The sequence below is a fragment of the Burkholderia sp. S171 genome, assembly GCF_009766085.1.
Lineage (GTDB): Bacteria > Pseudomonadota > Gammaproteobacteria > Burkholderiales > Burkholderiaceae > Caballeronia.
In genome coordinates this window covers 37,353-64,323 of record NZ_LMUF01000028.1, presented here as the reverse complement: position 1 = coordinate 64,323, position 26,971 = coordinate 37,353, and the positions used below count along the sequence as shown (strand labels likewise).

Genomic DNA, 26,971 nt, shown 5'->3' with positions numbered 1-26,971 from the left:
ATCTCCCTCTATAGAAGCACCCCGAGCTTGATCGGTCGGTGCGCCATCTCCGCTAAAGCCGCCCACTCTCCTAGACCTGATCGTCGTCGTTCATTACGCTTGCTTCTGCTTGATTGCGTCAAACTCCTTGTCATGCATAACATCTGCGACCGAGCGACCCGCACGCACTGCCTGCACCATCGCATCCTGTCGCCGAGCGATGCGCTCGCCGAGCTCAATGACTTCTTCGATTCGGTCGCTTGGGACAAATACGGTTCCGCATCGGTCGGCAGTGACGAAATCATCTTGCCGCACGACAACGCCAGCAAAACGGATCGGCTCGCCTGCCGACACCTGTGCCAGCCGGTTGCGCGCGCTGATCATCGTGATTCCGCGGCCGTACACGGGATAGCCGATCGACTCGCTACCTTCGATATCCCGGCTTACGCCGTCGATCACGGTGCCACGCACGCGCTTGAACTGCGCAGCGTTGGCGATGATGTCGCCCCAGCAGGAGATCCCCTCCGTCCCGCCGCCGATAACCAGCACGCGGTCATCGGTGTCAATCGCGGCAATCACCGGCGTGATGATGTGCGCCTTTTGCTGCCCGTCAGCTTTGGGTTCCAACTGAATGGTGCTGGCGCGCCCAACAATTTTCGGACAGTACCATAGTGGTTGAATGCCAAATGTTGCTCCGGCCAGGCCGAGAAAATCCAGCGCGTCGGAGACCGTATTGGTATCGAGTGCCGCGAGCCGGTCGAGTAACGAATGCTCTGTCATGACAAGCCTCAATGTGGTTGCGAGGAGGCTAGTCTCACATCCATGGTTCGATATGTATATTTCGAATTACGGAATAGATTGATACGTTGGGGCTATGAGGAAATAGTGAGCCAGGAAAATCAAATGCGACCGCTGAATGGCTTGATCAAACAGGTCGTTTTCCAGCCTTTAGCAGGGTGACTACCGCGTCCACTAGTGGGTTTTCCCGCGCGGTGCTCCAGGCCATTGCCGTTGTCACCACACTCACGTTCTCCCTCAGCGGGCGGAACACGACGTTCTCAGGTGCGAGCTTTTTCAGTGACGCCGGCACCAGTGCGATGCCTTGGCCGCAGCCTACGAACGCGACCTGAGACGCGACGGAGCGCACTTCGTGAACTATCCGAGGTGAAAACCCACTTGCGCGACACGACGCGACCAGGCTATCAAAGTACACCGGACTCACCTTGCGCGAAAACATCACGAAATCTTCTCCCGCCAGGGATGCCAGCCGTATGCGGGAAGTACCCGCCATCGCATGCTCCCGTGGCATCGCCACCGCGAGGCGATCCTGCGCCAACGCAAGTGACTGGATTGTCCCTCCCAGTTCACCCTCCAGCCTGGCAAAGGCCAGATCGATGTCACCTGCTTCAAGCGCTGGAATTGCTTCGGCGCTGTCGATCTCTTTTACCGATACGGTGAGCTGCGGATAGTCGCCCTTCAGCCGCTCGACCAGCGGCGGCAGGACATCGAGCATGGCCGACGAGATCGCGCCGATAGTCAGCACGCCACTGCGCCCCGCAACGGCCTCGTGTACGGCGAGTTCGAGCCGCTCGAGCTGCTCCGCGAACTTGCGCACGGCCGGCAGGATCGCCGCGCCCACAGGGGTGAGATAGGTGCCGCGCCGGGAGCGTTCGAAGAGTTTCACCTTCAATGCCTGTTCCAGTGCCTGGATCTGCTCCGTCAACGGGGGCTGGGACATGTCCAGGCGCTTGGCAGCGCGCCCGAAGTGCTGCTCCTCGGCGACCGCCAGGAAGAGCCACAAGTGACGGATAAGACGGAAGTTGATCATGATCGTTCAATAGGTTTGGCGTATCAGATGCTTCAATTATTCGGAATTTACATATCGGACTGTATGCGCGAATGTACGTCATCGCAACCACATCACGGCACTGCCATGACTGAAGATCAAGAGTTGGTCGCCCTGTTCCACGGACTGGATACACCCGGCGTCTCGGATGCAATGGACAAACTCGGTTTGCCCGGTCAATGCCTCGGCATCGCGCCGCTGGACAACTACCCCGGTGTGATCGTGGGACCTGCGTTCACAGTCAAATATGTTTCGGCGAGCATGCCCGCGGGCACGGTCGGCGATTTCATTGACGACGTGGCCGAAGGCGACGTAATAGTGATCGACAACAATGGGCGCACCGACTGCACCGTGTGGGGGGGCATCATGACCCAGTACGCGGGCGCACGGAAGATTGCCGGCACGGTCATCGACGGTGTGTGTCGTGATGTGAGGAGGGCGCTGGGCGACAGTTACCCCTTGTTCACCAAGGGCCGTTTCATGCGGACCGGAAAAGACCGGGTTCAGGTCGAGACCGTCAATGCTCCAGTGTCGATCGGCACGGCCCGTGTTTGCGCGCGCGACTTGGTCGTTGCTGACGTCAACGGTGTCGTCGTTGTGCCGCGCGATCGTGTACGGGAAGTGGCGGCGCTCGCGCGCCAGATCGAGACCGTCGAGGCGGACATCCGCACACAGATATCCCAAGGCAAGACACTGAAGGAAGCACGCGAAGCGCTGAGCTACCACACACTGCAACGGAAGGCGTCATGAGCCACGCAAGATCACCGCTGCCACTGCCGGCAGACTTCGCGGTCCGAGCGCGCGCGTTAGGCAGTTCTACGCTCTACGAAGCATCGGGCCTGCCGTGCGCGGTCGACCCGTTCGTGCGTGGCATCTGGAATGGCGCGTTTATCGCCGCCCCTGCGTATCCACTAGTGTGCTCGCCGGGTGACAACCTGGCCATCCACATCGCCATGGAGCGGGTGCCGCCCGGCAGCGTGCTCGTGGTCGGCACTGGCAATTTTGTGGCCGGTTATTGGGGCGAGGTGCTCACGGTCGCCGCTGAAGCAGCGGGTGTGGTGGGACTCGTCATCGACGGCGGTGTGCGGGACGTAGCGGCCGTGACGGCCCGGCGTTTCCCGGTGTTCGCCCGCGGCATCTCGGTTCGCGGCACCGTGAAGGCCAGTGCGCCCTCGGTAGGACAACCTACGATGTTCACCGGCGTACCGGTCGCTGCAGGCGACCTGGTGGTAGCCGATGACGACGGCGTCATTATCATTCCGGCAGCCGATGCGCAACGCACGCTCGTCGATGGTGAAGCACGCGCGTCCAAGGAAGCCACGATGATGCAGCAGCTCACGCAAGGGGCGAGCACGCTTGAATTGCTGGGCCTGACACGCTGGAGAAGCGCATGAATACGGACCAGAAAATTCTGAACATTCACCTGGCCCGGGTACAGCCCTCTGCCACCTACCGCATGATGGACCGAGTCGCGGCTCGCCGTGCGTCCGGTGCCAAGGTCATCTCGCTGAGCGCTGGTGAACCGGATTTCGACACACCCGCGCACATACGCGAGGCCGCAATCGAGGCGATTCGTGCAGGGCACACACGCTATACGCAGGTCGCCGGCATGCGCGCGCTTCGGGAAGCGATAGCTGCGAAGTTCCGCAACGAAAATGGCCTTGAGGTCACCTGGCAGGACACAATCGTCTGCAGCGGCGGCAAACAGGTGATATACAACGCGCTTGCGGTGACGCTCAACGAAGGGGATGAGGTGATCGTGCCCGCACCGTACTGGGTGAGCTATCCGGAGATGGTCCAGCTGTGCGGCGCGCGCCCGGTCATCGTGACTTGCGGCACCGAGAGCGGATTCAAACTCACCCCACAGGCGTTAGCCGATGCAATCGGACCACGCACGCGCTGGTTGATCCTTAACTCGCCTTCCAATCCGACGGGCGCCGTCTACACCCGAGACGAGCTTGCAGCGCTCGCTGAAGTACTGCTCGCTCATCCGCATGTGCTGGTGCTCTCAGATGACATCTACGAGCACCTGATTTTCGATGGCGCCGCCTTCCACACGATCGCCCAGGTCGAGCCGCGTCTGATGTCTCGCACGCTGACCATGAACGGCGTGTCCAAGGCGTATGCAATGACAGGCTGGCGCATTGGATTCGGGACCGGACCGCACTGGCTGCTCGATGCCATGGAGAAGCTGCAAGGACAGCAGACCTCGGGTGCCAGTTCAATCTCACAGCATGCAGCTCTCGCTGCGCTTACGGGTCCGCAGCAATTCATCAGCGAAACGTGTTCCGTGTTCGAGCAGCGGCGCGACCTGATGGTGCGATTGCTCAACGAGACGCCAGGATTGTCATGTCCTACGCCAGATGGCGCGTTCTACGCGTTTGCGTCGTGCGAGGGGCTGATCGGACGCACGACGGCTGCGGGCACAAAATTAACTACCGACGAGGACGTGGCGGGCGCGCTGCTGGATGAGGCCAACGTAGCCGTCGTGCAGGGCAGTGCGTTTGGTCTTGCTCCGTATATCCGCATCGCATACGCGTTGGATGACGATGCGTTGATCGACGCATGCCGGGCGATCAAGCGCTTTTGTCAGTCGCTGTAGGAGGGTTCGTGCACGACCGCATCGACCTGAACCTGACCTGACCCTGATCCTTTACCCAAGTCGACTAACGCATTAACCATGTCACCAAATACAGAACTCACGAAGACAACGATAGAACTCGACGTACAGGGCGTCAGGCTGAAGCTTGCGACCATGTATCGACTGGGAGAAGGGACGCCAATTTTATTTCTGCACGGCTTCGGGTCAACCAAAGAAGACTACGCGGACGTTGTTCTACGTCATGAGTTCGACGGGCATCCTGTCATTGCTTATGACGCGCCCGGCTGTGGTGAAACTGAATGCGGCGATTTGAACGCAGTGTCCATTCCATTCCTCGTTGAAACGGCACGCCATCTGCTCGCGCACTTCTCCGTGGATGACTTCCATTTGGTCGGACACTCGATGGGCGGGCTGACGGCGTTGATGTTGGCAGACGCAGAACCAACCCGCGTTCTAAGCTTTATCGACATTGAAGGCAATGTCGCTCCGGAAGATTGCTTTCTAAGTCGCCAGATCATGGATTTTCCCACCGAAAACGCTGAGGAGTTTTTCGAGCACTTTGTCGAAAGGACGTGGCACTCGCGTTACCACTCCTCTGCGCTTTATGCAGCGAGCCTTCGGCATAAAGTACGGGCCGCAGCTGTGACAGGCATCTTTACGTCGATGGTCGAGCTATCTGACCACGGTGATCTTATGAGGCGCTTTCTGTCACTCCCCTGTCCCCGAATGTTCATGCATGGTGAGCAAAACGATGGCCTGTCCTACCTGTCCAGTCTCCAGGAAAACGGCGTGAGGGTCGCGAGGGTTCATTCCTGCGGACACTTCCCGATGTACTCAAATCCGGTTGAGATGTGGAACATGATTGCGGACTTCCTGAGTCATCCTGAGGAACGGTCTTAGAGGTCCATGCGCTACTGCGCGGTTTGTTCAAGGCTCTATGAAATTCGCGTTCATTGGCGCCGACACCTTCGGCGTTTTGCCGTCTCCGGAGAATTGCATGAATACCAAGATTCGAGAACTATTGCCGATCAGCGCTGCGGCCATTCTATTAGGAATGCCAGGAATGAACGCGGTAGCGGACGAGGTCGTCAAGATCGGTCACGTCGCACCGTTGACCGGTGGTATTGCCCACCTCGGAAAGGACAACGAAAACGGCGCGCGCCTCGCGGTCGAAGAAATCAATGCCAAGGGTCTGACGATCGGCGGCCAGAAGATCACGCTGCAACTCGACGCACAAGACGACGCAGCCGACCCGAGAACGGCAACTCAAGTGGCGCAAAGGCTCGTCGACGATAATGTCGTTGCCGTGGTCGGCCACCTGACCTCAGGCACGTCGATACCGGCTTCAAAGATCTATAGCGATGCGGGTATCGTGCAGATTTCGCCGTCGTCGACCAACCCGGGTTACACGCAACAAGGCTTCAAGACAACGTATCGCGTTGTGGCGACCGATGCGCAACAAGGACCGGCACTGGCTAACTATGCTTCCAAGGAATTGAAGCTGAAGAGCGTCGCGATTGTCGATGACTCGACGGCTTACGGCCAGGGTCTCGCAAACGAGTTCGAAAAGACTGCCAAGTCGCTCGGTATGAACGTGATGTCACATGATGCGACCAACGACAAGGCTGTCGATTTCCGCGCGATCGTGACGAAAATCAAGGGAGAAAACCCCGACGCGATCATGTACGGCGGCTCGGATGCCACCGGCGGCCCGTTCGCCAAGCAGGCGAAGCAGCTCGGCGTGCGTGCGAAGGTTCTGGCCGGAGATGGCTTGTGTACCGACAAGCTGTCGGATCTCGCCGGCGACGCGACTGACAATATCGTCTGCTCGGAAGCCGGTATGGCGCTCGAGAAGATGACTGACGGGAAGGCATTCGAAGCAAAATATGAAAAGCGTTTCGGGCAGCCAATCCAGGTTGACGCTCCGTTTGCATATGACGCTGTGTACATCATCATCGATGCTATGAAGCGCGCCAACTCTACCGATCCGGCGAAGATCCTCGCAGCTATGCCGAGCACGGATTACAAGGGTGTGATCGGCGAAACGACCTTCGACTCCAAGGGCGACCTCCAACACGGCGTGATCTCTCTCTACACCTTCAAGGCAGGCAAGAAGACGCTGCTCGACGTGGTGAAGATGTAATTATCGCATCGCGATGGATGGCAAGTTCCTTGCGCCCCGTTAAGTCATCCGAAATATATTGGCGTAGTCGAATCGAACCGAGGCCTCCCTTCGGGAGGCACTCCTGGCGATAACAATCCTCAACCATCAACGGCCGTTCACAGGCAACCGTTAATCATCTTGTACGCGGAACGTTGTCATCGGCCGCTGGATGGCTCTTCACATGATCGATGAAGGCGCGCAGCTTGGGCATGATCTGCCGGCGGCTTGGATAGTAGAGAAACACTCCTGGTACTACCGGCGCGAAGGGCTCCAGCACGTGCAGCAATTTTCCCGCTCTCAGACCTTCAGCGGCCATTGGCTCAGGTAGCTGGGCCAAGCCCATACCTTCGACTGCCGCACCCAGCATGGTGGGAAAATCATGGGCAATGAGCGGGCCCGATACGGCGATCTCGATCGCGCGGCCGTCGTCGTTGAATGACCATAGCGCGAGCGCGCCGCTGTTTCGTCGCCACCGCAAGCATGCGTGCTGGCGCAGATCATCGGTGTGCTCGGGCGGGCTGCGTCCTGCGAAGTAAGCTGGGCTGCCGACGACCATGAGACGGAACGGTGGAGTCAACGGTACGGCGACCATGTCGGCGTCGACGAACTGGCCCAGCCGGATACCGGCGTCGAACCCTTCCGCTGCGAGATCGGTCAGCTCGTTGCTTGCGGCGATCTCCAGTTCGATCTCAGGATAAGCCCGGCAGAAAGATGCGATCAGGGGTTCCAGGAGGATTGGCACCACCGCGCGCGGCACTGAAAGACGCAACAAGCCGGCGGGCCGCTGGCCGAGTCCGCGTGCAGCCTCACTAGCGGCGACAAGCTCCTCGAAGGCGGGTTTTGCGTGCGAAAGAAACCGTTCGCCAGCCTCGGTCAGGCCGACGCTACGCGTGGTGCGTATGAAGAGCGCTGCGCCAACGCGCGCTTCAAGTACACGCACCGTCTGGCTGACGGCCGACGGCGTCACGCCGAGTTCCGCGGCTGCCCGGCGAAAACTGCGATGCTCAGCAACGCTCAGGAACACCTCTACGCCATCGAGCGCGCCCTGCCTGACTGTGAAGTTCTGCTTCATAGCCCGTCAACATTGTGATGAATAGTCCTTCGAGAGAGGCCATGGTACACCTACGTCTGCAGATGAGGAGGCACGCCGATATCGACTCGTCGACGCGCCGGCTGATCTCCTCCCCAGCATTCAATGCGCCAGACAACGCCTGGCAGCAACCAACTTACATGGCACCCGGGTTAAGCGCTAAAGCGCCAACTCCGGTCGACACAGGAGGCAACATGCCACCCGAACTTATCTTCCCATTGCATCTCGTTCTGGGGTATATCGCCTGGCTGCTTTGCTTTCGCGTATACGTCTGGCCCAGGCTCAAGTCGATGGATCCATTCGAAGCGCAACGCGCCATCGCCACCTTGCACAGCTTCCGCTTCTTCGGGCTGGCCTTCATTCTGCCGGGCGTCGTCGGTCCTGATCTGCCTGCCAGCTTCGCCGTGTCCGCTGCATACGGTGACTTCGCAACGGGAGTTTTGGCGATACTGGCGCTACTCACAGCGCGAACACGCCCACTCTTCTGGTCGTTCGTCGTCGCCTTCAATCTCGTGGGGGCGGCCGACCTTATTCTCGACTACTACCGCGCTATCCAGGCCGGTCTTCCTGCGCACGCGGGAGCAATGGGCGCTACGTACGCGATTCCGATCATCTACGTGCCTCTGCTGATGATCACGCACGTTGCCGCTTTCTACCTGCTGCTGCGCCCTCAGACGAAGGCGGATCGGAGTTATCTATTTTTCCGAAAATCATGATTGGACTGTTACCGGCGTAGTCGAGAAATTTATCTGATAAGGATAACTACTCTTGAGTTTTCATAGGTGTTTTACGTCGGCCCGCTCGATAAAGCCATCGGCGCTTCAGAACGTCACTCACGCGCCGGTGTCACTTCCCCGCGGCACTCACCAAAGCCGATCCGTGCAAATCCCATGCGTTCGCACCAACCGCGCAGGATCACGACGTCGCCGTCTTCGAGGTATGAGCGCTTCTCTCCTGCGCCGATATCAACCGGCGTCTGGCCGCCTCGCGACAGCTCGATCAACGCCCCCGCTTCGGCGTCCCCCGGCCCGGAGATAGTTCCACTACCAAACAGGTCGCCTGCGTTCATCGGGCAACCGCCGCTCGTATGATGCGCAAGCATCTGCGCGATCGACCAGTACTGATGCGCAAAGGTCGTTTCGCTGATACGCGTCGGAGCGCGCTTCGCTGCCCGTGCACGGGCCGATTGCAGCGATACCTGCAGCCGGATATCGATCGCACCGGCTTCCCGGTTGCGCTCGGACTCGAGATAGTCGAGCGGCTGCGGTTCGTCGGCCGCCCGATTCCAATTCGCTCGATAGGGCGCAAGTGCATCCATCGTGACGATCCAGGGGGAGAGGGTCGTCGCAAAGTTCTTCGCGAGAAACGGGCCGAGCGGCGCCATTTCCCACCATTGGATATCGCGTGCGGACCAGTCGTTCAGCAGGCAGATGCCGAAGATATGCGCGTCGGCTTCGTCAACTGACAGCGATGTACCCGCTTGCGTCCCACACCCGACATACACGCCAAGCTCCAGCTCATAGTCGAGCCTCGCGCAGGGCGCATAGACAGGCGTCTGTGCGCCGGCTCGGATGAATTGTCCATGCGGTCGCTGCACGCGCTGTCCGCTGACGCCAATCGACGACACGCGGCCGTGGTAGGCGATCGGTATCCAACGAAAATTCGGCGTCAACGGATCATCGGGCCGAATCAGATTGCCGATATTTACGGCGTGATGCACCGAGGTATAAAAATCAGTGTAATCGCCGATTGTCAGCGGCACCGCGTATTTAACCTCGGCGAGCGGGATAAGCGCTGCCTTCACACTGTCCACGCCCGGCCCGCTCGCGCCTCTTTCGAGCAACGCGAAAAGCGCATGCCGCAGCGCGGTCCAGACGGGCCGGCCGAGCGCGAGAAAATCGTTGAGCCGTGGTTTGGCGCAAGCCTGAATTGCGCGTATCACATCGTCCGGCAGGCCGGCGATCTGCGCCAGTTTCGCCGTGTCGATCACCTGATCGCCAATCGCGACGCCGCCGCGAAATGCTTCGTCGCTGCCGGCGCGCCGGAACACGGCAAACGGCAGGTTCTGGATCGGGAAGTCGCACGCGGGGTCATTTGCGCTGGCCAGCCAACTGGTACGGCCAACGTCGTGAGTGTGGTCGAGCTGCATGTGAACAGAGTGCCTTCGAGAGTTCGGAAACGGGAAACCGGAAATCGGAAAAGGCCCGCGATGGCGAGCCAGCTGCAATCGACGCGCGGACTACCCGAGCTCGGCGTTCTCGCGCATATAGGCGGGCACGTCCGGCCCCCACAAATACGATGAATCCTCAGCGGGATGATCGAGCGGGTGCCAGTCGAGCGACGCTGGAATGAAGTCCATCTCTGCGCTGTACTCGCTGAAGCTGCCCCACGGGTCCGCGACATAGAAAAAGTAATTCGAGCCCAGCACATGCCGGCCGACGCCCCATCCCTTCTTGTAGCCGCAAGCGGCCATATGCATCGCGCCGAGTCCGACTTCCTCAATGGTCGGCACGTCCCAGCTTAGATGATGCAAACCCGGGCCTTGCGACTTGGCGAACGCCATCAGGTGATGGTCGCTGCCGTGCGGGCCGTGCAAGAACGCGACGTGATCGGCAGATCGATCCGACAGCCGCAGACCGAGCACGCGTGTATAGAAATCGATCGCACGCGGTACGTCGGCGGTAAAACGCATGATGTGTGAGAGCCTGACCGGACGTACACGCGGGCGGTCGCGGCGGTTCGCCGCTGCGCGCACGCCATCGACAGGATGTGAAAGCGCGTGGCGCACTGCGGCATCCAGCGTGGTTTTCGGGCCGGGATGAATCGCGATCGTCAAGCCATCGGGATCGGCGAACCACGTGCCATCGCGATCCTCCGCCCAGTCGGGCGCGGCGAAGGTTTCGACGCCATTCGCCGCGATCCGCGTGCGCAATGCGTCGTAGTCCTCCGCATAGCAATGAAAGCGGATATGACGCATTTGCTTACGTGGGCCTTGCACGACATCGCCCCAGCGCCAGCCGTTGTCCGTGTGCAGCGACAAACCATCGGGCGTCGCATGCACGTGCAGTCCGAATGCATCGTAGAAGGCGTGTGCTTCGTCGAGCGAGGGCACGGTCAGCGAGAACGCGCCGATCGAATGGATGCCAAGACGCGAAGTGGAATTAGAGCTTTGCATGGTTTTCCTCAATGACAGGAGGCACTGCTCGCACCGTATCGGCGCCGCTTAATGGCAGCATCCGCGCCGCACTCATCACGATGACGGACAGCGCGGCCACCGCAGGCGCAAGACCGATCACGAGCAGCACCTGAGCCGACGTGAAACCGTGCTGAATCAGTTCTCCGGTCACGATCGGCGCGACCACCTGGCCGAGCCGCCCGATCCCCATGGACCAGCCGACTCCGGTCGAACGCACTTCGGTCGGATAGACCAGCACCGCGAGCGCGATCGCCCCGGATGCACCGACGCCGACGAACACGCCGATCATCGCGACCGCCACACTCGCGGCCACCACCGACGAGCCCACGTAACCGGTCGCGGCAGTCGCTACGGCGCCGACCAGCAACGCGGGCACGAGCGTGCGCGCCCCACCGAAACGTTCTACCAGCCGGCCGACGATCGCCATGCCGATCAGCGCCCCAAGGCCATGAAAGCCGATCACAATCGCGGTGTCGGCGGTGCTGATGCCGTCAGCGCGCAAGAGCACCGGCATCCATAGCACCGCGACCGCGAGGGTGCCGAAAGCCATGAAGAACGTGAGCGACAGAAACGCCGTCGCTTTCGCCCTGCCGTGCGCGAAGAGCATGCGGAACGGCGCGCCTTCGACACGGACGTCATCGAATAAGTACTGCGCGTTGGCTGGCCAGCCGAAACGCGTTGCGACCCGAGCGAGTGCCGCCTGCCTCGCGTGCCGCGCTGCGAGGAAACGGATCGACTCCGGCAGCCAGATCGCCAGCACGACCGCGAGCACGAGCGGCAGCACGCCACCGACGATAAAGATCACGTGCCAGTCGAAGTGGCGGATCAACGTCGAGTTGACGAAGCCGCCCGTCATCCCACCGAGCGGAAACGCCGCCCACAGCAGGCTAGTGATCGTCGCGCGCCGTCGGCGTGGAGCATATTCGGACGCGAGCGCAATAAAGCACGGCACCGCGCCGCCCAGCCCGACGCCCGCCAGCGCGCGCCACGCGAGCAGCGAACCGAGCGACGACGCGAGTGCGGTCGCGAGCGTGCCGATCCCGAACAGCGTCACCGCGGCGATCAACACGCGCTTGCGGCCGATACGGTCGGCAAGCGTGCCAAGCGCCATCGCGCTCAGCACGCCGCCGAGCACCGCAGCGGAAAACACGAAACCGAGTTGACTCTTGTCGAGCTTCAGCGCGTCGACGATAAACGGCGCCGCGACGCCGATCGATTGCGAATCGAGGCCGTCGAGAAAAGCGACCGACGCACACAGAATGAAGGTCGCGATCTGCATGCGTCCGATCGGCCGTTCGTCGATCAGCGTGGAGAGATTGATACGGTCGGAATGGCCCATGCGTGAACTGTCCTGGATCAGAAGCGGTGGTCGATGCCGAGCGTGACGCCGAGCTGCGTTTGTCCCGCGAGCGAGGTCGCGGCCGGATAGGCAACGGCATAGTTGTTGCCGCCCGAATTGATCATGTAGCCGCCGATCGCATACAGCGTCGTGCTCTTCGATAAGAAATACTGCGCCATCAAGTTGAACAGCTTCGGCGTACCCGATAGAAAACTGCGGTGGTACATGCCGGCTTCACCGACGAAGCGCAGGAAAGGTGTTGGCTGGATCGCGGCGGCGACGGTATAAATGCTGCCGTCCGGACTCAGATGCAGATCGCCCATCACGTGCGTGTAATCGCCGAAGAACGTGAACGTCGAGCCTTTGTAGACGGCGGCCGCGCTGATGCGCCGGTCTGCAAGCGATGACTGATTGACCGCAGCCGCGATACTGCCACGCAGCTCTTCGTACAGCACGCGGGCCGACAGCGCGCCGTTCAGGTATTCGAGCGCGAGACCCGTGTAGCGGCCCGCAGTGGTCGAGCCCGCCACCTGTTGTCCGAAACCGTAGGCCGCGTCGATATCGAAACCGGCGAAGCTTGCCGATTGATACTTGACCATGTTGTTGACCTTGAATGTCGTGATCGGCGCGGCGTTCAGCGACAGTTGCGAATACGTCGCGTAATAGAGCGGATCGTAGAACACCGTCTTGTCGTATTGCACGCTGCCCTGGCGCCCGAGCGTGATTTTGCCGGCCGGCGTATCGATGCCGACGAACGCAAACCGGTTGAAGAAAGAGGTCGTGGTGGCAACCGAGCCATCGTTGGCATTGAAGCCGTTTTCCAGCGTGAAGATCGCGGCGTAACCACCGCCCAGGTCTTCGCGGCCTGTCATGCCGAAGCGCGATGGCAGATATGAGCCGGACGCCAACGACCACTGGCTCTGCCCCGCCTTGTTCGCATTCGTCAGATATTGGACGCCGACATCGATAACGCCATACAGTGTGACGCTGCTTTGAGCGTGGGCTTCGACTGTAGCCAGTGCTCCGAGTGCAAGGATCGATAGCGCGAGCGCTCTCTTCATTTTCGTTGTCTCCGTGTTTTATTGCCGTGCCTGTAGCGGCCGGCTTTTTCTGAAGACTACGAGCGGGCTGACTATGCGTCAATCGAGCATAGGTCATACACGGAATGAGCATTCTGCATACTAGGCCGCGCGCCGCGCTGACCGCGCTCATGCTTCATGCACGGCGTCGTAAATGACCTGACGGATGAAGCGGTTCGCCGGATCTTCCTTGAAGCGGCGATGCCAGTGCTGGCGTACGGCGATCTTCGGCAGATCGGATGGCAACGACACCGCGCGCAGCGGCGCAAGCATTCTGAACGCCGGAATCAGCTCTTCAGTGACAATCCCCATCCAGTCCGTCTCGGCGATGATCGGCGCGAGCGCCATCACATACGGCGTTTCCATCGCGATGCTGGTTTCCAGCTGGCCGCGCAAATGGTTGTCGAGCCAGCGGTTGATCGCAATCGTGCTCGGCGCGCGCACGATCGGAATGGTCTTCAGCTGCTTGAGCGTGATGCGCTGGCCGACGCGCGGATTGTCCTCGCGCACGATGCCAACGAACGTGCGGTTGAACAGCAACTGCTGATACACGCTCGTCTTCAGCTCCGGGTAATACCCGATCGCGACGTCGAGCCGGCCTTCTTCAAGCGCTGTGCCAATGTCCTGACGCCGCGTGTCGAGCGTCGACACATGCGCATGCGGCGCCCGCTCGCGCAATAACCGCAGCACCGGCGGTATCACGATGAATGCGCCAACTTCTCCTACGCACAGGTTGAACACGCGCCGCGTCGTTGCCGGATCGAATTCGGACGTGCTCAGCACTTCGTCGCGAATGATCCGCAGCGAGCGGCCGATCGGGTCGGCGAGACGCGTGACGAGCGGCGTCGGTTGCATCTCGCCGCCGACGCGCACAAATAGTGGATCGCCGAGCCGCGTGCGCAGGCGTGTCAGCGTATGGCTCAGCGCCGACTGGCTGACTTCAAGCGCCTGCGCCGCGCGTGTGATGGTGCGGTGCTGCAGCACCGCTTCTATTACCAGCAGGAAGTCGAGCTGGCCGACGCGAGTGTTCGCCGCGCTCGTATGCATGTTTGTCATAGCGTGTATGAATGGAATGATCTATACGGCGCCTACTATCGGCAACTAGCATGGTGAGCGTCAATCAGGACATACACGGGAGCGAGGAGACACATGAGCATTCCAGAGCCACAGGGACAACCGGTATGGGACGTCGTGATCATCGGCGCCGGTCCGGTCGGTCTCGCGGCCACCATCGAACTCGCGCGGCGCGGCATCCGTTGCCTGCTGGTCGAACGCAACGACCGGGTAGGTCACGCGCCACGCGCCAAAACCTGCAACGTGCGCACGTGCGAACATTTGCGTCGCTGGGGGATTGTCGATCGTTTGCGGGAGCGTGCGCCGTTCGGGATCGACTACCCGTCCAATGTCGTATTCGCGACGCGGCTCGCCGGCAAGCCGCTCGCGCGTTTCGAAAACGCATTCTTCTGCCGGCCGGGACGGCATCCGCTGTACGCCGAACACGCGCAATGGATTCCGCAATACAAGCTGGAGGAGACGCTGGTCGAGCACGCGCGCGAATTGCCGGCCGCGACGCTGCGCTTCAACACCACGGTTAAAGCGCTTACACAAACTTACGAGCGCGTCACGCTGACGCTCGAAACAGCGAACGGCACGGAACAGATTGAAAGCCGCTATGTGATCGGCGCCGACGGCGCGGGCAGCGCGACCCGGGCCGCGCTCGGCATCCGCATGACCGGCGACGGCGCGTTGTCCAAACACCGGATGCTGATCTTCCGTTCTCCTGAATTGCAGCGGCGGCATGAACTCGGCGATGCGGTCGCGTACTGGATCGTCAACGCCGATACGCCGTCGGTGATGGGCCCGATGGACGACGGCGGCCGCTGGTATTTCGGCTTCACGCCGCGCACCGAAGACGACGATGTGGTGGACGCGCTGCGCCGCGCTACTGCACTCGACCTCGATCCGGAAGTGCTGTCGATCAGCGACTGGACCGCTTACCGGCTCGTCGCGGAGCGGTATCGCGAAGGCCGCGTGTTTCTCGCGGGCGATGCGTGCCATTTGCATCCACCGTACGGCGGCTACGGCATGAATCTCGGCGTCGGCGATGCGGTCGATATCGGCTGGAAGCTTGCTGCCGTGCTGCAAGGCTGGGGGGGCGACGCGCTGCTCGACAGCTACGGCGAGGAACGTCGCCCCGTGCATCTGCGCACCATTGACGAAGCCGTGATCAATCACACGCATTCGTCCGAGTCGCTTGCCATCGACAACCTTGAAGCCGACAACGCTGCGGGGGAAGCAGCACGGCGGAGTGCGTCGGAGCGGATTGTTGAATCGAAGACCCGTGAATTCGACACGCTCGGCGTCGTGCTCGGCTATCGCTATGACGGCTCGCCGGTGGTCGTCGGCGACGGCAGCGCGCCACCTCCAACACACTATCGCGACTACGCGCCGTCCGCGTGCCCGGGCGGTCGGGCGCCGCACGTCTGGCTATCAGGCGGCGACTCGACCGCACGCGGCGAAGCGCTGTATGACCGCTTCGGCGACGGCTTCACGCTACTGGTTACGGCGGGCCCCGCGGCGGCAGCCGCGCCGATGCTTGCTTGTGCCGCCAAGCGAGGTATTCCACTCACGTCGGTCAGCATCGACGATCCCGCGTTGCGTGAGCTGTACGGCGCGCGCTTTACATTGATACGGCCGGACCAGCATGTCGCGTGGCGCGGCGATGCGATGCCGGAGGATCTCGATGGCGTGCTCGGCATCGTGACAGGCGCGTCTCACTAGCCATCGCTCGAACCCCTCATTCGGCGCTCGTTCGATCGGGCCGCCGATGTTCTATAGCTTCCAGGAGACTCATCATGCGTTTCGCTTTCTACAAAAAGGCCGCTACGACAGGCATTGCGGCCGCCGCCGACCAGCAGTCGACCGACACGTGGTTCGACATCACCGATCTCGAACTCCCTTTTGCCGTGACGCCAACCGACGTTGCGACACTCGACGACGCACAACGCGGCACCATTCGCCGCGCAATCGAAACAACGTCTGCAAAGCCCGTCGACCTCACCACACAAACGCTGCTGCCGCCCATCTCGCCGAACGCCCGGATCTTCTGCATCGGCCTGAACTACGCCGACCACGCCGACGAAAGCAAAATGGAAAAACCCGCCTATCCGGTGGTGTTCCTGCGAACCCTCGAGAGTTTCGTCGGACATGGCGTACCGATCGTGAAGCCGAGATTGTCCGATGCGTTCGACTACGAAGGCGAGATGGTGGCGGTGCTGTCACGCGGCGGACGGTATATCGATGCCAGTGATGCCAACGCGTATATCGCCGGCTATTCGGTTTCGAACGAAGGGTCGATTCGTGACTATCAACTCAAACGCGGACCGCAATGGACAATGGGGAAGAATTTCGATTCGAGCGGTTCGGTTGGACCTTACTTCGTGACCGCCGACGCATTGCCTCCACTTGGAAAAGGACTCGCGATCACGACCCGCGTCAACGATGAAATCGTCCAGCAGTCGAACACGGCGAACATGATCTTCGACGTCGGCCAAATCATCGCGTACTTAAGCGAAGCGTTCGTTCTCAAACCAGGGGACGTGATTGTGAGCGGAACGCCTGCAGGCGTCGGTGCGGCGCGCAAGCCGCCGCTGTTCGTCAAGGCCGGCGATACGGTCGAGGTCGAAGTGGAGAGGATCGGTAGGGTGATAAACGAGGTCGTCGACGAAGAGGGCGCGTAGGCGCTGTCGAGGCTGCGTGGTGGCAGCGATTGCTCTTTGGGCTCGGCGCCGAAAACGGTTTTGAGCGCCGGTCGCGCGCAGCCCAGATCTACGGCCTTTCGCCAGCTGATGCGAAAACCAATCATCAAAGTGTGATTGCCCTCGGCGTGCAGCACTTTTTATAAATTGCTCGCCCTTCCCGATGGGACTTCCTTCAGGGCGTAGCTCGTCACAACTCCGCGCTCGAACAGTAACTTTTTGATGTCGCGAAGGCTCAACTTACACCGGGCAAACCGCGACCAATGCCTAATGCGACAACGATGACAAAGCCGTTCACCGGTCCCACACCTCGTGCGGCACAGGCAGGCCTTCAAGATCGGCTGCGGTCAACGGCCCATCCGGCTCGATACCATTGCTTTCCAGCATCAGCATGACCTGCCGCGTATGCTGGGCCGCATGCCACGCAGTACGTTCGAGCACTTCGTGAAACGGCCGGACGCCATAATAGGTTTGCACCGTGAAACCGATACTCGGATCCTCCTGCGTTTCCCACCATGCCAAAAAACGCGCATGCACGTCCTCGCCCCACCTTGCGATGTCCTCGCCGCTCCAGTCATCGGGCGGAAGTTCATCGAATGATTCGAAGCGCAACGGAATGCCCTGCGCTGCCTGCATGCCCATCTCGGCGACGCGGAACATGTGAAACCCCAGTCCCGCCGGCGTCCGGTTGCGGTTGCGAAAAGGCGTCTTGAGTTGCTCGGGCGTGAACTGACGCACGTAGCGCGCATTCGCGTTCATCAGCAAGTCGAGCTTCGCCACGAGTTGCGCAGGCGGAAGCGGGTCCATCACGCGGGTTTTCAGATCGAGGAACTTGATGACGTCGTTGATCGACTGGCAGAACGTATAACGCGTGCCGATCGATACCACCGGCACGCTTCGCGCGCCGAGTTCTATCAGTTGAGCGCGTGCGGCGGGATCGTTATGAACGTCCAGCGATTCAAACTCTATGCCCTGTTCCGTCAGAAACTCTTTCGTGCGCAGGCACGACGAACATCCCGGTTGCCAAAATACCTTGATGCGTGCGGCCGTCAGTGTCTCGGTCATTGTCGTTCTCCAGGATGAGCGTGTTGGTTAGGGGGCCTTGATCAGACGTTGATGCCACTTCAGCAACGCGAGATTCACCACGGTCGCGAAGATGAAAAGAAGACTCGCGAGCGCGATGATGGTCTGCGAATCGTTGCGGCCCATGGCGATCATCAGCATGTGTCCAATCCCGCTTTGCGACGCGAACATCTCGCCGATCAGCGTGCCGAGCAAGGTCAGCGAAAAGCCGATGCGCAAGCCCGCCAGCACCTCAGGCACGGCAGCCGGCAGCAATACGTAACGCGCATACGAGACCGGCGGCAACCGGCACGCACGCGCCGTACGCGCAAACACGGGACGCATGTTGCGTACGGCGTTCATGGTGAAAATGGTGATCGGGATGATGCCGTGGATCACGCCGAACGTGACCTTTGCATAAAGCCCAAGACCAAACATCAGGAGTACGACGGGGTAGAGCGTGATCTTCGGAATGGCGTAGAACGCCATCAGGATCGGCTCGACAATGTCGCCCATCAAGCGCCGCGCGCCGAGCACCAGGCCGAGACATACGCCGCCGATGCACGATATCGCGAAGGCCAGTGCGAACGCGACCGAGGTCACGCGCAGGTTCTCCGGGAAATCGTCGTCGCTCATGATCGACTTCAGCTTGATGAGCGTGAGCCACGGACCGGGCAGCACGTCAGCGCCGAGCAGCAAGCTTGACACCTGCCAAAGCGCAAGGAGCGCAACGACGAGCAATACGCCATCGCTCCACTTGCGGTGCTGATGCGTCGGCTTGAGCGGTGATGTTGTTAGCAAGGTGCTCATGCGGACGTCCTCTGGGTGCGGCTGTAAAGACGTTCCTCGGCCATGTGCAGCAGCATGTTCAACGTCCCGACGAATACGAGTAACAGCAGCATGAGGCCGTACATCGTCGGGTTATCAAAGTTGTTATATGCATACGCGATCCGGAACCCGAAGCCCGAGCCGGCCAGCACGAACTCGCCCGCGATCACCGCGATGAACGCATACACCACCGTCAGCTTGACGCCCGTGAACACGAACGGCACGCTCGCGGGCAGCGTGATCAGCCGGATTTCATCGATCGTGCTCATGCGCATGGCGCGAGCCGAGCGCAACAGCACGGGCGGAACGCGTTCGAGTCCGTTGAGCGTGTTGGTCGCCATCGCGACGACACCGAACAGGAAGCCGATCGCAATCAACGGCCAGCGGTTTAGGCCAAAGATGACGATCAGCACCGGATACACCACGAAGATGGGCACTGCGTAGTACGAGAGCAGGAGCGGGTCGACCACGCGGCGCAGGCGCGGCAGCTTGAAGAGGCACACCCCGAAAAAGAAGCCACCCGCAACCGCAAGCACTACCGCGAGCGACGCATTGGCCAGCGTCTGCAGGATGTCGTTCGTGTAGTCGCCCGATGCCAGCAGCGCCCACGCGCCTTGCGCCATTTTCGAGGGAGGAATGAACGAGACGGGATCGATCCACGCGCACCGGCTCGCGACTTCCAGCGCGGCGACAAACGCCACGACAAGCGCCAGACGCCACCGCGCCGCGAGCTTCATGATTGGTTCCCGAGCGCCTTGAGCGCCTCGCCTCGCAGCAGGCGCCAGACCGTTGCCGTCAGTTCGCCGAAGCGCGGGTCGAGCGCGGTGTTGCTGTCGCGCTGCCGCGACCAGCCGGTATGGATGGTTTCGATGAAGCGTCCCGGACAGGACGACATCACGCCGATACGGTCGGAGAGCATGACGGCTTCATCGATGGAATGGGTAATCAGCATCACTGTCGCGCCGGTCTCGCGCCAGAGGTTGAGTATCTCCTCGCCCATCAGCAGGCGCGTTTGTTGATCGAGCGCGCCGAAGGGTTCGTCAAGCAGCATGAGGCGCGGGCGAACGACCATCGCGCGGGCAATGCACACGCGCTGGCGCATGCCGCCTGAGAGCTGCACCGGATACGAATGCGTGAACGCCTTGAGACCCATGAACGCGAGCGCATGCTCCACACGCTCGCGGATCTCGTTCTCGGCCACGCCGGCGCGGCGTGCTCCGAACGCGGCGTTATCGTAGACGTCGAGCCAGGGAAACGTCGCGTCCTCCTGGAAGACGATGGCAACGCCTTCCGGCACTTTGTCACGCACCGGCACGCCCTCAAACGTGACAGTCCCGGAACTCGCGGCATTGAGACCCGCGATGACATCGAGCAGCGTGGACTTGCCGCACCCGGACGGGCCGACCACCGAGAAAAACTCGCCCGCCTGCAGGGTCAGGCTGACAGGCCCGAGCGCATGAAACGGCGGCTTGCCTTTCTGACCGGCGTAGATGCGCGTGACGTCGGTGAGGACGGCATGGATCGCGGAGGGCATGTGGTCTGGTGTGCATTCCAATGTGCGATCCGGCACGACCGTTAGCGGTACGCGTTTCATCGACAACCTCACTTGGAACGCTCGCTTGCCGGCAGCATGGATTCATCGACGATCTTCTTCCAGTCAAACGGACCCGGCTCGATCGCCTTGATCAGCACGAGACCCTTGACCACTTCGTCCATGCTCGTGTAGTTGAAGCGGCCCGTGCTCCAGTAATTCGGATCCGTGTCGAGGCAGTTGTCGATCGCGGATTTTGCGATCGCCGGGTCGATCTTGTACGCCTTCGCGAGAATTTGTGCGGATTCCTCACGATGTGCAATGAGATAGCGAACGCCTTTGCTGCGTGCATCAATGATCGCCTTCACCGTATCCGGATGCGCCTTCAAATAGTCAGTGCGCACAACGCCCACGGTCTGCGTCTCGGCGGGCACGATGTCGGTTGAGCGGAACGCGATCCTCAATTGATCCTTACGCGCGCTGAACGAGGGTTCAGTCATATACGCGACATCCACGGCGTGCTGCTGCAGCGCGATCATCATCGTGCCGGATGCGCCCACGGGCTTGCGCTGAACCTCGCCCGTCAATCCCGCGCGCTCGAGTCCGACGATCGTGATCATTTCGGTCATCGACTTCGGACTGCTATAGCCGATGGTCTTGCCCTTCATCTGCGCAATGCCGTTCACGTTGCCGTCCTTCAACTCGACCCATAGCAAGTCGGCCACGCTCTGCACACCGCTATGGACGATCGTGATCGGCACACCTTGCTTGATTGCGGCGATAGCCGCCGGCAACGCGACTTCGCCGTAGGGAATCTCGGATGCCATCGCGTTGCGCACCGACGTGCCACCGCCCTCCGACGTGATGAAGCCGGTGACATCGACGCCATTCTGCTTGAAGTAGCCTTTCTCCAGCGCCACTGCAAAGGGCACGCCGTACATGCCGTCGATCCAGTGCGTCACCGTCAGCGTGGCGGCCTGGCTCGTGGTGCCGGCGGCGCTCGCAGTCACGAATGCAGCGCATGCGGCGAGCCGCGCCAGCGCGTGGATGGCTTTCATCGGATGTCTCCTGAACGTCGGCTTTTGGTTGGTCTATGCCAAAAGTGTAGGATACTTTTCCGCACCCGGAGGCGTTCTCGGCATGCTTGTTTACACCTAAATCGCGCTAAAACCCCTATAAAAATGGAGTCTAGTGTTTTCGTCACGGGTAAACACCGGCATTAATCAGCCGGATTACTTGAAGTTTTGTCCTACACTTTTGATTGATACTTTAGATAAACGGCATGGCGTTTTACGCCGTGTCCAACCATGCAGACCATGAATTACGAATCAGTCGAACACGCTGACGACGCCGTCCACGCCGTGCTCGAACCGGTCTTGCGCACCGGCGAGACGGTCGATCGCACCGCCGACTTGCTGAAGCGCAAGATTCTCGAGGGCAGTCTCGTGCCCGGTCAACGCTTGATATCGCGCGATCTGGTCGAAGAACTCGGCATCAGCCGTGGCCCGTTGCGCGAAGCGTTCCGGCGTCTTGCCGCCGATGGCCTGGTCGACCTCATTCCGAATCGAGGCGCGGTGGTGCGCCGTCTATCCGTCGATGAAATCGCGCACATCTACCAGATCCGCGAGGCGCTCGAAGGCTATGCGGCGCGGCGCGCGGCCCAGGTGATTGATGAAGGCGACAACCGCGCCCGCTTTACCGAAGTGCTTGAGCGTGGACGACGTCATTTCACGCAGCCGGATTTCCAGGCGTTCGTGGTGGACAACCGGCAGTTCCACAGGATCATCGTGGACATGTGTGGCAATCCTCAATTAAGTGAATTGATCGACAAGTATCAACTGCCGGTGTTCATGATCCAGTTGCGTCAGCGCATTGGCGTTGACCAGATCGTGCGCAATTCGCTGGCTGAACACGAGGCGATCGCGACCGGAATTCTGGCGGGCGACCCCGATGCCGCTGCGGAAGCCATGCGGCGGCATCTGTGGCATTCAGCCGATGAACTCGTCAAGCTGCCAACGCTGAAGCTTCCCGAGTGAAAGTGACGCGGTAGGCAAAGGCGGCCGAGGGTTCCATCCCGCCCAACGAAGAGGTACCGAAACGTGGCCAAGACCCTGTTCGACACAATCTGGGATCAGCACGTCATCGAGGAATTGCCGGGTGGAGTGAGCCTGCTGCATGTTGACCGTCATCTGATGCACGAGCTGACGAGCGTGGCGGCCATTCGCCAACTGGAAGCACGCGGCGCGCAAGTGCATGATCCGTCGCTCACGTTCGCCACGCTCGATCACGTGATCTCGACGCGCCCGGGCCGCACTGCCGGCGATGAAGCCTGGAGCACCATCGCGATCACGACGATGCGCGAACAGACGGCGCGGCTCTCTATCCCGCGTTTTGATGTCGATGACGGCCGTCAGGGCATCGTGCATGTGATTGGTCCGGAACTTGGACTGACCTTGCCGGGGCTGCTGCTTGTCTGCGCCGATAGCCATACCTGCACGCATGGCGCGCTCGGCGCGATTGCGTTTGGTATTGGTTCGACGGAACAGGTACACGTGCTCGCCACGCAGACGATCCGGCAGAAGCGGCCGAAGACCCTCCGCGTGCGCTTCGAAGGCGCGACTCGACCGGGTGTGGAAGCGAAGGACATGATCCTGTATCTGATCGGTGCGCTGGGCACGTCGGCCGGGACGGGTTATGCCATCGAATATGCGGGTCCCGCGATCCGCGCCTTGGCCGTGGAAGCGCGCCTGACGCTGTGCAACCTGTCGATCGAACTCGGCGCGAAGGTCGGCATGATCGCGCCCGACGATGTGACGTTCTCCTACATAAAGGGCCGCGAGTATGCGCCGACGGGCGCGGCGCTTGATCAAGCCATCGCGCAATGGAAGCAGCTCGCGAGCGCTGACGACGCCGTATTCGACAAGGAAATTACGATCGATGCCACGCTCATTCGCCCGCAAATCACCTGGGGCACGAGTCCGGAGCATGTGATCGCAATCGACGGGCAAGTGCCCGATCCAAACAGCGAACCCGATCCCGCGCGGCGCGAGTCGCTCAGGAAGGCACTGGCCTATATGCAATTGACGTCGGGACAGCGGCTCGATCAGACGCGGATCGACCGGGTGTTCATCGGATCGTGCACGAATAGCCGGCTGAGCGATTTGCGCAATGCGTCGCACGTGGTCAAAGGCAAGCACGTAGCCGCGCATGTGACGGCGTGGGTGGTGCCGGGTTCCATCGAGGTCAAGCGCGACGCCGAACGTGAAGGGCTCGACCAGATCTTTCTGGACGCCGGTTTCGAATGGCGCGAGCCGGGCTGTTCGATGTGCGTCGGCGCAAATGGCGATAGGGTCGGGCCGGGCGAACGTTGCGTATCGACATCCAATCGCAACTTCGTCGGCAGGCAAGGTCCGGGCGCGCTCACGCATCTTGCAAGTCCGAGCGTGGCAGCGGCGAGCGCCATATCCGGCCGGATCTCCATGCTGGAAGGGGAAGAGGAAGGGGAGGCCGTTGCATGAAAGCGTTCACTGTTTGCGAAGGCATCGCTGCACCGCTGATGAGCGACAACATCGACACGGACACGATCGTACGTGTGGAGCGGATTGCCCAACTCCAGCGCGGGCAGTTTGCGCCATGGGCGTTCGAGATGTTGCGCTATCAAGCCGATGGCACCGAGGACCGCGGCTTCGTCCTCAACCGGCCGCCATTTCGCGACGCGCACATCCTGCTGTCCGGTGCGAATTTCGGTTGCGGCAGCTCGCGCGAGATGGCGGTCTGGGCCCTTGAGGAATTCGGTATTCGCTGTGTGATCGCGCAGAGCTTCGGCGATATCTTCTACGCCAACTGCCTGCAGAACGGGCTGTTGCCGATTCGCCTAGACGCAACACAGATCGAAGCACTGGCAGGGCCGGCCGCACTCGGTGAACGGCTTCGCGTCGATCTCCGGGCGCGCACGATCCAGGCGCCCGGTATCGATCAGATTGCATTCGATTTCCCTGACGATCGCCGCGAAGCCTTGCTTGAAGGTATCGACGAAATCGACCAGACGATGAAACTCAACGCGCGCATCCTGGCGTTTCAACGCAATGACGCGGTGATGCGGCCGTGGGTATATGTTGAGCGCGGCGTTCAACGCTAACGAACATTGACCGGAGCCGAAAAAATGGTAAGTAGTACAGTTCATGCAGGCGCGCGACTCGACCGGTTGCCTACGTCGCGGTTTCACCGGCGAATCCTGTGGCTGATTGGCGGCGGCATGTTTCTCGATTCGTTCGATATCTACCTTGCCGGCGGCGTGCTCGGTGCGCTCACCCGCAGCGGCTGGTCGAGCATGACGCTTAACGCGGCGTTTTTGTCTTCCACCTTCATAGGGATGCTGATTGGCGCGTTCACCGCCGGTATTCTCGGCGATGCCAAAGGCCGGAAGTTTACCTATCAATTCAATCTGGCAATCTTCGGGCTGGCATCGCTGGCAGGCGCGTTTGCGCCCAACATGACGTGGCTGATCGTGTGCCGCTTCTTCATGGGACTTGGGCTGGGCGCGGAAATCGTGGTGGGCTATGGGTCCATCGGCGAATTCATTCCGCCTGCCGTGCGCGGCCGATGGTCGGCGTATCTGTCGCTGATCACTAACTCCGCGCTGTTCTTTTCCACCTTTCTCGGCTACCTCGTCATTCCGGCAATCGGCTGGCGCGCGATGTTCGCGCTGGTCGGCGTTGGCGCAATGATCGTCTGGCGGCTGCGCAAGAAGATGCCCGAGTCGCCGCGGTGGCTCGAATCGAAAGGGCGGCTGGATGAAGCCGACGCGATCCTGAAGAGCATCGAGGCCGAGACCGCAGAGGGACGCGAATTGCCGCCTGTCGTCGAACCCGCGGCTACGCCGATCCGCGCTACCACGCTTGGCAGCCTGTTCAGGCCGCCCCTGCTGCGCCGCACTGTGCTCGCGGTGACCATCCAGATAGCGATCAACGTGGTGATCTACGGATTCATCGTGTGGGTGCCGACGTTCCTCATGAAGCAGGGGCTCGGCGTGGCGTCATCGCTCGGTTATTCCACACTGATGTCGCTCGGCGGTCCCGCTGGCGCGCTGATCGGCGTGTTGATCGCCGATCGCATCGGCCGCAAGAACGGGCTGATCGGCATTGCGGTGCTGGCCGCAATTGTAGGCTGGCTCTACGGCAACTCGACGAGCGTAGAGATGGCCACGCTACTCGGCTTCACGCTCTTCACGCTGACCTACCTCATGGTCGCGCTTGGTATCGCGACGTATATCCCCGAGTTGTTCGCCACAGAAAACCGCATGCGCGCAAATGGCGTCGCGGGGTCGGCGGGGCGGCTGTCGGGCATCGTTGCGCCACAACTGGTCGTGTTGATGTACGTGTCGGGCGGCATCAAGGATGTCCTGTCGATCATCAGCGGCGCGCTCGTGCTGATGGTCGTGGTGCTTGTGATTTTCGGCGTCGAAACGAACCAGCGTTCGCTCGAAGAAATCGCAGCCGTCCCCGATGACGAATTGCTTCATCAACCTGCTGCCGACCTTCCCGGCAACCGGCTCCACTGACTCATCCATTCATTCATTCACCGAGGTCAAGCACATGACTGCCAATGCTCGCAGGAAAGCCCTTAAAAACAAGTTCGCGTCGCGCGAGATTGTCGTAGCGCCCGGCATCTTCGACATGATTTCCGTGCGGGTCGCCGACACCATGGGCTTCGATTGCCTCTACATGACGGGCTTCGGCACGGTAGCGTCCTACCTTGGCGAGGCGGATGCGGGGATCGCGACCTACACCGACATGATCAACCGCGTCACCGCGTTTTGCGGCACGGCGAAGACGCCCATGATCTGCGATGGTGACACCGGCTACGGCGGTTTGCTCAATGTCGCGCATACGGTGCGTGGCTACGAACGCGCGGGCGCGGCGGGCATTCAGATGGAGGATCAGGAGTTTCCGAAAAAGTGCGGCCACACGCCGGGCCGACGGGTCATCTCGATTGAAGACATGGTGAAGAAGATCAAGGTCGCCACCGAAGCTCGCGAGGACGCCGACTTTCAGATCATCGCGCGAACCGATGCACGCACATCGCTTGGTCTCGATGAAGCATTGCGTCGCGGCGAAGCGTATGCGAAAGCGGGCGCGGATGTGGTGTTTATCGAATCGCCGGAAAGCGTGGAAGAGCTGGAAAAGATCGGCAAGTCGTTTGATCTGCCCTTGCTCGTCAATGTGGTTGAAGGAGGGCGCACGCCGCAATTGCCGCCCGCCGAATTGCAGCGGCTCGGCTTTGCGCTGGCGATCTATCCGTCGGCGGGCTTCTTGAGCGTGGCGCGTGCACTTGAAAAAGCGTACGGAGAAATCAAGGCGATGAAAGGCACCGCAGCGCTTGAAAGCGAGCAGATGCCGTTCAAGGATATGTGCGACCTGATGGGTTTCCCGGCGGTATGGGAGTTTGATCGGGCGCATGCCGAGTGACATCGGCGGCTCTACAGTAAAGGGGGCGTT

The 26,971-nt window shown here is 60.9% G+C and carries 26 protein-coding genes; 13 read left to right on the top strand and 13 right to left on the bottom strand.

Going from position 1 to position 26,971, the window contains the following annotated elements; translation table 11 throughout:
- Positions 1–93 precede the first annotated feature (93 nt).
- Complete coding sequence (locus tag GSQ93_RS13745) at positions 94–759, bottom strand: RraA family protein (RefSeq protein ID WP_158936238.1); 666 nt, start codon at positions 757–759, stop codon at positions 94–96.
- A 145-nt stretch (positions 760–904) separates the two neighbouring features.
- A complete protein-coding gene (locus tag GSQ93_RS13740; RefSeq protein ID WP_158936237.1) occupies positions 905–1,807 on the bottom strand; it encodes a LysR family transcriptional regulator in 903 nt (300 codons plus the stop codon).
- Between the two features lie 105 nt (positions 1,808–1,912).
- Here GSQ93_RS13740 and GSQ93_RS13735 point away from each other — a divergent pair, with 105 nt between their 5' ends.
- The 5 genes from GSQ93_RS13735 (at position 1,913) to GSQ93_RS13715 (ending at position 6,570) form a co-directional block, all read left to right on the top strand.
- Positions 1,913–2,575, top strand: a complete 663-nt coding sequence (locus GSQ93_RS13735; RefSeq protein WP_158936236.1) for an RraA family protein — start codon at positions 1,913–1,915, stop codon at positions 2,573–2,575.
- Positions 2,572–3,219 (top strand): RraA family protein, encoded by a 648-nt coding sequence (locus tag GSQ93_RS13730; protein ID WP_158936235.1) that lies wholly within the window; start codon positions 2,572–2,574, stop codon positions 3,217–3,219. The genes GSQ93_RS13735 and GSQ93_RS13730 overlap by 4 nt, the downstream gene beginning before the upstream one ends.
- The gene (locus GSQ93_RS13725) at positions 3,216–4,427 is read left to right on the top strand and encodes a pyridoxal phosphate-dependent aminotransferase (protein WP_158936234.1); all 1,212 of its coding nucleotides are present in this window, start codon (positions 3,216–3,218) and stop codon (positions 4,425–4,427) included. The genes GSQ93_RS13730 and GSQ93_RS13725 overlap by 4 nt, the downstream gene beginning before the upstream one ends.
- A 78-nt stretch (positions 4,428–4,505) precedes the next feature.
- Positions 4,506–5,327: an alpha/beta fold hydrolase gene (locus GSQ93_RS13720; RefSeq protein ID WP_158936233.1), complete on the top strand. Its 822-nt coding sequence runs from the start codon at positions 4,506–4,508 to the stop codon at positions 5,325–5,327.
- Positions 5,328–5,424: 97 nt separating this feature from the next.
- Positions 5,425–6,570, top strand: a complete 1,146-nt coding sequence (locus tag GSQ93_RS13715; RefSeq protein WP_158936232.1) for a branched-chain amino acid ABC transporter substrate-binding protein — start codon at positions 5,425–5,427, stop codon at positions 6,568–6,570.
- Positions 6,571–6,724: 154 nt separating this feature from the next.
- Here GSQ93_RS13715 and GSQ93_RS13710 read toward each other — a convergent pair whose 3' ends face one another.
- Positions 6,725–7,663 (bottom strand): LysR family transcriptional regulator, encoded by a 939-nt coding sequence (locus tag GSQ93_RS13710; RefSeq protein ID WP_158936231.1) that lies wholly within the window; start codon positions 7,661–7,663, stop codon positions 6,725–6,727.
- 212 nt (positions 7,664–7,875) lie between these two features.
- On the opposite strand from GSQ93_RS13710, the gene GSQ93_RS13705 reads away from it, so the two are divergent.
- Entirely contained in the window at positions 7,876–8,397 is a 522-nt protein-coding gene (locus GSQ93_RS13705; RefSeq protein ID WP_158936230.1) for a hypothetical protein, read from the top strand.
- Between the two features lie 113 nt (positions 8,398–8,510).
- Here GSQ93_RS13705 and fahA read toward each other — a convergent pair whose 3' ends face one another.
- The 5 genes from fahA to GSQ93_RS13680 form a co-directional block, all read right to left on the bottom strand.
- Entirely contained in the window at positions 8,511–9,830 is a 1,320-nt protein-coding gene (gene fahA / locus GSQ93_RS13700) for a fumarylacetoacetase (protein ID WP_158936229.1), read from the bottom strand.
- A gap of 90 nt (positions 9,831–9,920) precedes the next feature.
- A complete protein-coding gene (locus GSQ93_RS13695; protein ID WP_158936228.1) occupies positions 9,921–10,856 on the bottom strand; it encodes a VOC family protein in 936 nt (311 codons plus the stop codon).
- The gene (locus GSQ93_RS13690) at positions 10,843–12,216 is read right to left on the bottom strand and encodes an MFS transporter (protein ID WP_158936227.1); all 1,374 of its coding nucleotides are present in this window, start codon (positions 12,214–12,216) and stop codon (positions 10,843–10,845) included. Before GSQ93_RS13690 ends, GSQ93_RS13695 begins: the two co-directional genes overlap by 14 nt.
- 17 nt (positions 12,217–12,233) lie before the next feature.
- Complete coding sequence (locus GSQ93_RS13685) at positions 12,234–13,277, bottom strand: porin (protein WP_158936226.1); 1,044 nt, start codon at positions 13,275–13,277, stop codon at positions 12,234–12,236.
- Positions 13,278–13,424: 147 nt separating this feature from the next.
- Positions 13,425–14,351, bottom strand: a complete 927-nt coding sequence (locus tag GSQ93_RS13680) for a LysR family transcriptional regulator (protein ID WP_158936225.1) — start codon at positions 14,349–14,351, stop codon at positions 13,425–13,427.
- 93 nt (positions 14,352–14,444) lie between these two features.
- Between GSQ93_RS13680 and GSQ93_RS13675 the strand changes: the two genes are divergently transcribed.
- Together GSQ93_RS13675 and GSQ93_RS13670 are read left to right on the top strand one after the other, a co-directional pair.
- Positions 14,445–16,076, top strand: a complete 1,632-nt coding sequence (locus tag GSQ93_RS13675) for an FAD-dependent oxidoreductase (protein ID WP_158936224.1) — start codon at positions 14,445–14,447, stop codon at positions 16,074–16,076.
- Between the two features lie 74 nt (positions 16,077–16,150).
- Entirely contained in the window at positions 16,151–17,035 is an 885-nt protein-coding gene (locus tag GSQ93_RS13670) for a fumarylacetoacetate hydrolase family protein (protein ID WP_158936223.1), read from the top strand.
- 312 nt (positions 17,036–17,347) lie between these two features.
- On the opposite strand, the gene GSQ93_RS13665 is transcribed toward GSQ93_RS13670, so the two are convergent.
- The 5 genes from GSQ93_RS13665 to GSQ93_RS13645 are packed head-to-tail and all read right to left on the bottom strand — an operon-like array spanning position 17,348 to position 21,532.
- Entirely contained in the window at positions 17,348–18,118 is a 771-nt protein-coding gene (locus GSQ93_RS13665) for a glutaredoxin domain-containing protein (RefSeq protein WP_158936222.1), read from the bottom strand.
- Between the two features lie 27 nt (positions 18,119–18,145).
- The gene (locus GSQ93_RS13660) at positions 18,146–18,925 is read right to left on the bottom strand and encodes an ABC transporter permease (RefSeq protein ID WP_158936221.1); all 780 of its coding nucleotides are present in this window, start codon (positions 18,923–18,925) and stop codon (positions 18,146–18,148) included.
- On the bottom strand, positions 18,922–19,680 hold the full coding sequence (locus GSQ93_RS13655; protein ID WP_158936220.1) for an ABC transporter permease: 759 nt from the start codon (positions 19,678–19,680) through the stop codon (positions 18,922–18,924). The genes GSQ93_RS13660 and GSQ93_RS13655 overlap by 4 nt, the downstream gene beginning before the upstream one ends.
- Positions 19,677–20,537, bottom strand: a complete 861-nt coding sequence (locus GSQ93_RS13650; protein WP_158936219.1) for an ABC transporter ATP-binding protein — start codon at positions 20,535–20,537, stop codon at positions 19,677–19,679. The genes GSQ93_RS13655 and GSQ93_RS13650 overlap by 4 nt, the downstream gene beginning before the upstream one ends.
- Before the next feature lie 8 nt (positions 20,538–20,545).
- Positions 20,546–21,532 carry an ABC transporter substrate-binding protein gene (locus tag GSQ93_RS13645; RefSeq protein WP_158936218.1) on the bottom strand — a complete coding sequence of 329 codons (987 nt, stop codon included), beginning with the start codon at positions 21,530–21,532 and terminating at the stop codon, positions 20,546–20,548.
- A gap of 258 nt (positions 21,533–21,790) precedes the next feature.
- On the opposite strand from GSQ93_RS13645, the gene GSQ93_RS13640 reads away from it, so the two are divergent.
- From GSQ93_RS13640 to GSQ93_RS13620, 5 genes are all read left to right on the top strand, one after another.
- Positions 21,791–22,510: a GntR family transcriptional regulator gene (locus GSQ93_RS13640; RefSeq protein ID WP_158936217.1), complete on the top strand. Its 720-nt coding sequence runs from the start codon at positions 21,791–21,793 to the stop codon at positions 22,508–22,510.
- 63 nt (positions 22,511–22,573) lie between these two features.
- Entirely contained in the window at positions 22,574–23,992 is a 1,419-nt protein-coding gene (leuC, locus tag GSQ93_RS13635) for a 3-isopropylmalate dehydratase large subunit (RefSeq protein ID WP_158936216.1), read from the top strand.
- Positions 23,989–24,612 (top strand): 3-isopropylmalate dehydratase small subunit, encoded by a 624-nt coding sequence (leuD, locus tag GSQ93_RS13630; RefSeq protein ID WP_158936215.1) that lies wholly within the window; start codon positions 23,989–23,991, stop codon positions 24,610–24,612. The genes leuC and leuD overlap by 4 nt, the downstream gene beginning before the upstream one ends.
- Before the next feature lie 24 nt (positions 24,613–24,636).
- Positions 24,637–26,034 (top strand): MFS transporter, encoded by a 1,398-nt coding sequence (locus GSQ93_RS13625; protein WP_158936214.1) that lies wholly within the window; start codon positions 24,637–24,639, stop codon positions 26,032–26,034.
- 34 nt (positions 26,035–26,068) lie between these two features.
- On the top strand, positions 26,069–26,941 hold the full coding sequence (locus tag GSQ93_RS13620) for an oxaloacetate decarboxylase (RefSeq protein WP_158936213.1): 873 nt from the start codon (positions 26,069–26,071) through the stop codon (positions 26,939–26,941).
- The last annotated feature ends 30 nt before the right edge of the window (positions 26,942–26,971 follow it).